General features: G+C 70.1%; 1 protein-coding gene. It reads left to right on the top strand.

Annotated features, from left to right (window positions below; all coding sequences use genetic code 11):
* A partial coding sequence (locus R5H29_RS05465) for a hypothetical protein (protein ID WP_332328880.1) occupies positions 1-371 on the top strand: 371 nt, incomplete at both ends.

Raw genomic sequence — 371 nt, 5'->3', positions numbered from 1 at the left:
GGAAACACGGTGTCGCTGTCGGCCGCGGGCGGCGATGCGCGGGCGGCGGGGATCGTGTTCACCTACCAGGCCGCGTCGGGCAGCTATGTGAGCGACGTCTATGGCGCGCTCTCCCGACTTTCCTATGTGAGCAGCGCAAGCCCCTGGGATCTCTGCAACGTCTCGCTGTATGGCGGTACCACGCTCGCGCAGGCGCAGCAGGTGGCATCCAGCCCCTACGCGGCGATGCAGGTGGGCGGCGCCGGCTACGCGGGATCGGTCAGTTTCGTCACCGACCCGACCGTGAGCGGCGCGGCGCGGAGCGAGGGCAACGCGACCCCCGGCCGCATCGCGGAGGTGGCCAATCGTTTCGTGGGTCAGGCCTGGCACAC

This window comes from Stenotrophomonas sp. A3_2, from assembly GCF_036624925.1.
Taxonomy (GTDB): domain Bacteria; phylum Pseudomonadota; class Gammaproteobacteria; order Xanthomonadales; family Xanthomonadaceae; genus Stenotrophomonas; species Stenotrophomonas hibiscicola.
Note: the sequence above shows the minus strand (reverse complement) of the source record. Positions and strands in the feature narration are given on the sequence as shown.